Source organism: Microcoleus sp. Pol12A5 (assembly GCF_036701435.1).
GTDB lineage: Bacteria > Cyanobacteriota > Cyanobacteriia > Cyanobacteriales > Microcoleaceae > Microcoleus.
On record NZ_JAUBQU010000041.1, the window covers coordinates 43267 to 49604 of the forward strand.

The window sequence follows — 6338 nt, forward strand, 5'->3', positions numbered from 1 at the left end:
TTCCTTGCGATAAATTCCTGTTTTACGTGCTAGTTCCTAAAGCTCCGGGCGCGCCTGTCAAAGTTCGTTTCGGCGAACAAGTAATAATCATGATCGCCAGCGTCAGGATGTAGGGCGAAGCATTGAATAAGTAGTAATAGGAATCCACCCCTACTGATTGCAAAGCGGGGCCGATCGCCTGCGCTCCCCCAAATAGCAACGAGGCGTATAAGCACTGAACTGGATTCCAACGGGCGAAAATTACCAGCGCTACCGCCATGAGTCCTTGACCGCTAGAGATGCGTTCTGTCCAACTACCGGGATAGTAAAGGGATAAATAAGCCCCACCAATTCCAGCTAAGAAACTGCCCGCGATAATGCACAGCATACGAACTTTATTAATGGAGATTCCCATTGCTTTGGCAGCATCGGGACTATCCCCAACTGCACGAATGAATAACCCCCAGCGAGTTGATTTAAAGAACCACTGCATTAGAGGTGCGATCGCTACACCTAACAAAAATAGGGGACAAATTTGTAGCGCTGATTGCACCGGAGGCAGATGACTCCAAGCACCCAGAGGGAAACTAGGCAACTGGGGAGCACTTGGTTGAATAAAAGGTTTGCCAAAAAAGAAAGCAATGCCACTACCAAAAATAATCATGGCGATGCCTACGGCAATGTCGTTTACTTTTGGTTGTATGCACAGCCAAGCGTGGATAAAACCTAGTACCATGCCAGCTAGACCAGCGGCTAAAACACCTAACCAAGGCGATCCAGTCTGATAAGAAATAGCATAGGCACTCATCGCACCCGTTAACAGTGTCCCTTCTAACCCCAAATTAATCTTGCCACTTTTTTCAGTCAGGCATTCGCCCAAACTGACGAACAAAAACGGAGCGCTACCCCGCAAAGTTCCTGCCAAGATACCCAACGGTACTCCCCACCAACCTAATACTTCTGCTGCCATTGTGGATTCCTCCGATTTGAGATTTTGGCTTAACGTATTGCTTAGACAGTGGCTACTGATGCCTGCTCGCTAGAAGGTGGCTGCTGAGGGCTATCGGTTGACCGTTCTTTGAAAAATGGCAAACGTCCGTAGAGCGATTCGCTATACAGAACTACCAAAAAGACCAACCCTTGGAACACTAAAACCGTTGCATCGGGCAGTCCATGTGCCCGTTGCAAGATGCCACCACTAGCAAGAATGCCACCAAGCAGAATTGCCACAATAGTGGCAGCAATAGGGTTGTGTCGAGCAATGAATGCGACTAAGATACCGCTGTAGCCATAGTTAGCATTAAGTGATTCGTTAGCTCGACCGTGCACGGCTGCGACTTCCACCATGCCTGCTAAACCCGCACAAGAGCCAGCTAAGAAACAGATTGCCATTGTCAACTTGCCGACAGGAAGTCCGGCAATTCGAGCAGCGCGGATGTTACCTCCTGCTGTTCGAGCTGCAAAGCCAAAGGTAGTACGCTGGATCAGGAAGTAGGCGATCGCACAAGCAACCAACCCATAAATTAGACCGTAATGAACGCGGGTTCCTGGAATATTCCCTAACATATTCACATCAGGGATCGGGTAACTAGAAATTTTATTGACACTGCTGGGGTCACGCATCACGCCGCCGACTAAATGATTCAGGAGGGCGATCGCAATATAGTTCAACAACAAGCTGCTAATTGTCTCATTCACTGCCCGGTAATAGCGCAAAGCACCTACTGCACCAATCCACACACCTCCACAGACAATTCCTGCCAGCGCCATTGCAATTTGGACTAACGTCGGCGGTGCAGAAGATAAAGCCAGTCCAGTGGCTACAGCCGCCAGACCCCCAACTACTAAAGCGCCTTCGTTGCCGATAATCACCAACCCCAAACGGGCAGGCAAAGCCGTGCACAAGGAACTCAACATCAACGGTGCAGCCCTGATCAGGGTGTTTTGGAATGAATGCCAACTGCCAAACGCTGCTTTGTAGATTGAGGCATAGACAGCAAAGGGATTAGATCGGGCCGCAGCACAAAAAATTCCAAACAATACCAATGAGAAGAGGATGGCGGCGATCGGGATAGAAACCGCTTCCAAAGTTGTACGCCAGTTTTGACGGTTAATCATCATCAGAATACAAGATGAATTACTAAGAGAATGATGAGTGTTGAATTAAAAACTTCCTTGTATAGCGGTTGCCGACCGGCGTGAAATACTCGTTTAGGGAAAGGAAGGGGTATGTAGGGGCAAACCTGCTCGCCCCTACTAAGCTAATCAGCGTTTAAGTTGTCCGCTAGACAATTTTCAATGCACATCAGCTAATTAACTCGTAACTTTGCCGACGACGCCTGATGCCAGCCAATTCATCTTTTCTAGTTCTGCGTCTTGCTGCTTGTAATCCTTACCTTCAGGAATCACAACTTTCCCGGTGTTATCTTTTATTTCCCCCTTATAAATGACCATGCTGCCATCTTGAAACTTACTCTTAGCAGCATCAGCATCCTTTTTCGCTTCGGCCGTTACGGCGCTACCGTAGGGCGATAGCTTCAAAAAACCATCCTTCAAACCACCGCGTACTAAATGGGGAATGCCTCCGTTCATCAGTGTCTTGCCAGCATTCAGCATTTCAGCATACTTAGAATAGACATTCGTCCAGTCCCACTCGGCACCTGTTAAATATCCTTTGGGCGCAAGTTGGGCTTGACTCGCATGGTAGCCAGTACAGAAAATGCCTCGTTTCTCAGCCGTTTCCATCACTACTTTGGGGCTATCTACGTGACAGGTAATTACATCAACACCCTGGTCAGCCATACTATTAGCAGCATCAGCTTCTTTAACAGGCAAAGACCAATCTCCTGTAAAAATCACCTGAGTTGTAACTTCTGGCTTAACACTGCGTGCCCCTAATGTAAAGCTATTGATATTGCGTAATACTTGCGGTATGGGTTTAGCAGCAATAAATCCTAATTTTCCGGTTTTAGAGGCGTGGGCAGCAACAATGCCTGCTACGTACTCACCCTCATCAATGTAGCCAAAATAGCTGCCAACGTTATTTGGATGCTTACCCTCCTGATAAAGCCCACCGCAGTGGAAGAATTGTACCTCCGGGTAATCCTTTGCCAGTTTCAGAATATGCGGGTCAAAGTACCCGAAGGACGTAGGGAACAGAACCGTTGCCCCATCCTGTTCGATCATGTTCCTCATGGTTTCTTGTACCGATGTAGTTTCAGGAACATTTGCTTCCTCTACAGTTTTTACCCAGGCTAATTTTGAAACCCCAGCGTTCCCTGCTGCTTGGGCTTGATTGTAGCCGTAGTCATCTTTGGGACCCACATAAATAAATCCCATCACAATTGGCTTATCTTTGCCCACTGAGCTGGCTTGACTCTCTTTAGCAGGAGTACATCCCGTCCAAAGGCGCGATGTGGCTGCAAATGCTGTAGTAGATAAAATCCCACGAATTACTTGACGCCGATGTATAAACAATGACTTTTTGGTACTCATTCTCTATGTTCTCACTAAAAGTCTTTAACAGGAATTCATAGCTAAGCTGTAACGCTTATACTTGCTGGGAATTGCTAGATACCTTCACGCTAAATTTGTCAGCTTTTAGCCTATTTATTCAACAATGAGATTAAACGTCTCCATAACTACTTACATTCACACCACATCTTGGAGAGAATATAAAATATACGTTACAAATCCCAACTAATTCTAATCTTGAATTAGTTTTACTTTGAAATTTTGTCTTATAACAGGTAAATTTCCTAAAAATCAATGAAGTTTATTCTATCCGAATTACTTTGAGGAGAATGTTTTTTTATAAAAACTTAATAATTTTCGCAAAATGGCCTCCCAAAAAGTTCGCTAAGAACAAAATTAAACAATAATGTTCACCACAAACAAAAAATATTTTTTGAGTTCTGGCACACAACTAGCTTTTCAGTCGGGAACACAACATAAAAATAAGTTATGTCTGAATCAAAAACAATATAAAGCGATTATAAACTCAGACAAACTGTCAGTAATTTTTAATAACAGTCAATAAGAGGTATTTTATGTCTGAACAACCTATAGCGATCGCCAATGATTTGTAAATCATAAATTATGTATAATGAGGACGTGAATCTAAGTAGGAGTTGAGATGTCCCAAAAGAAATCGGCCGAAAAATTTGTGGAGTATGAAGTCCAAGCTTTATTCGCACTCGAAAATTTTATTGCTAGCAATCCCGACCCAAGAGAACTTAAAAGAGCCGCTTCTATCCGCCTGTTAATTGAAGGGGTCTGCCGCGAAACCATTCAAAAGATTTTGGGAGTATCATCTCCATTTATCAGTAAGTGGAAAATTAATTATGCGTTGCATGGAATTGAAGGGTTGCTCTTAAATCATCAGGGTTCGCGGGGACAACTTAAGCCTGAAGAACGAGCCGAAATTATCCCAGGGTTAATCAATAAAAACCACGCTCGATTTATCCGAATTATCAAATCATATAGCAGAGCAATATCAGATTTAATTTCAATCAAAAGCTAGCTACTACCAATTTTTCAATTCAGCGGGAATTAGCTGGAAAAAATCTTAAAAAAAGCATCCAAAACGTGATGAAGAACTCGTCAAAAAAAAGCACCAATAAATCTGTGAGATTCTTGAATAACGCCGAGAAGCTATAGAATCGAGAAAGCTTGTGGTGTATCTTATTTATGAGTGTCATCTACTCGCTTGAAGATGTCTGTGGCTATCTTTGGGGAAGGCGCAACGAGAGAAGAGAAATACCGCTGGTTAATCCGAGAGAAAAACAAACTTATTATGGCGCAGTAAATTATTTAACTTTCACAGTTTGTTCTGCGAGAATATGCAACGGCAAATTCTGAGAATACAGTGGCTTTCTTAAAAGATTTACAATCTTTAAATCCCGAAGCCAGACATTTAATTATTTGGGAGGGAGCTAGCTATCACAAATATAAAGAGATGAAAGCTTACCTAGAAGAAATTAATCAAGGCTCATAGCGGGATGAATGGCCTTTAACTTGTGTCCTGGAGAGCTCCCAATGCTCCGCCTGCAGAATCCAGTCGAAGATATTTGGCTTCATGCCAAGACTTGGGTGAGAAAATTTGGGAATCGGCTCAGTTATGAATGCCTTGGTTAAATGGTTCTTCAATTTTACCATACAGTCACAAAGCTTTGACTTTCTCAAGTTACACAAATTTGGTAGTTTTGAACCAACACTCAATGGAACTGCTGCTCGATCAAACCCTTAATTAATTTACGAATGATTTGCGATCGCTATAGTATTTTTCAGTTGAGTCAGGTACACATTAATAATGGGTAATGGGGTGCTGAGTGTAGATTACCTGACTCAGTTGAAAACTGCTATATGTAAGGTACGCCCGAAACACCTTACCGCGTTAGGGTAGGGTGTCATATCAATTCCGGTTGCATCGTCGGGCGTCAAATCCAGTCAACAGTCAACAATCACGGATGAATGGTGCCACCGAAATGGATAGAATTCATCTGCGTTAATTTGTGTTTATTTGCCTGTATCTGCGGTTAAAAAAAGAGAATTTATTAACCGCAGATGACAATGGATTGACGCTGCTGCACGCAGATGAATAGAAGAGAGATAGGAATAATTCCGATGTTAACAGAATGGATGGTGCCACCGAAATTGATATAAATTCATCTGCGTTAATTTGTGTTTATCTGCCTGTATCTGCGGTTAAAAAAAGAGAATTTATTAACCGCAGATGACAATGGATTGACGCTGATGCACGCAGATGAATAGAAGAGAGATAGGAATAATTCCGATGCTAAAAGATTTGATATCAAACCACTTGTTGCCTATGATGTGCGTCTAATACCAAATCCGGCTTAAATACCCCCTTTATTTCTTAGTCAGTCTGGACTCTGACTTCGATTGGGTAGGAGCGGTTTCAACCAGTCTTATCAAGGGGTTTTTAAAGCGGATTTGGATAAATACCGATCGTATCAAGCATGATATCCTGATTAGCGTCGTCCCGATGTCAACGAATTGGAATTTCGATGATAAATTCAGTACCTTTACCGGGTTCTGAGAAGCACTGCAATTTGCCGTTGTGTTTTTCAACGACAATTTGGTGCGAAATTGATAAACCCAAACCTGTGCCTTTACCTACGGGTTTTGTGGTAAAAAACGGGTCAAACAAACGCACAATCTGATCTTCGGGAATGCCAAGACCGTTGTCTTTTATCCGAATTAAAATGCTCTTGTCATCAATCGTTTCAGTTTTAATGGTAATAGTAGGAAAGAGAGAATTTCCGGTGTCTTTGGCTTGGCTGCTGCTTTCTTCCAAGGCGTCGATCGCATTTGCCAATACATTCATAAATACCTGA

The 6338-nt window shown here is 43.2% G+C and carries 4 protein-coding genes and 1 pseudogene; 1 reads left to right on the forward strand and 4 read right to left on the reverse strand.

All coding sequences use genetic code 11. From position 1 onward, the window contains the following. Positions 1-22: 22 nt before the first annotated feature. The 3 genes from QUA45_RS13620 to QUA45_RS13630 form a co-directional block, all read right to left on the reverse strand. Positions 23-949, reverse strand: a complete 927-nt coding sequence (locus QUA45_RS13620; RefSeq protein WP_333221072.1) for an ABC transporter permease — start codon at positions 947-949, stop codon at positions 23-25. A gap of 41 nt (positions 950-990) precedes the next feature. After that, a complete protein-coding gene (locus QUA45_RS13625; protein ID WP_333221074.1) occupies positions 991-2100 on the reverse strand; it encodes an ABC transporter permease in 1110 nt (369 codons plus the stop codon). Positions 2101-2292: 192 nt separating this feature from the next. Beyond that, the gene (locus tag QUA45_RS13630) at positions 2293-3474 is read right to left on the reverse strand and encodes a BMP family ABC transporter substrate-binding protein (protein ID WP_333221076.1); all 1182 of its coding nucleotides are present in this window, start codon (positions 3472-3474) and stop codon (positions 2293-2295) included. Between the two features lie 640 nt (positions 3475-4114). Here QUA45_RS13630 and QUA45_RS13635 point away from each other — a divergent pair. Beyond that, a pseudogene (locus tag QUA45_RS13635) lies at positions 4115-5227 on the forward strand (IS630 family transposase). 762 nt (positions 5228-5989) lie between these two features. Here the strand turns inward: QUA45_RS13635 and QUA45_RS13640 are convergent. Further along, positions 5990-6338: ATP-binding protein (locus tag QUA45_RS13640; protein WP_333221078.1), on the reverse strand; the 349-nt coding region annotated here is incomplete at its 5' end.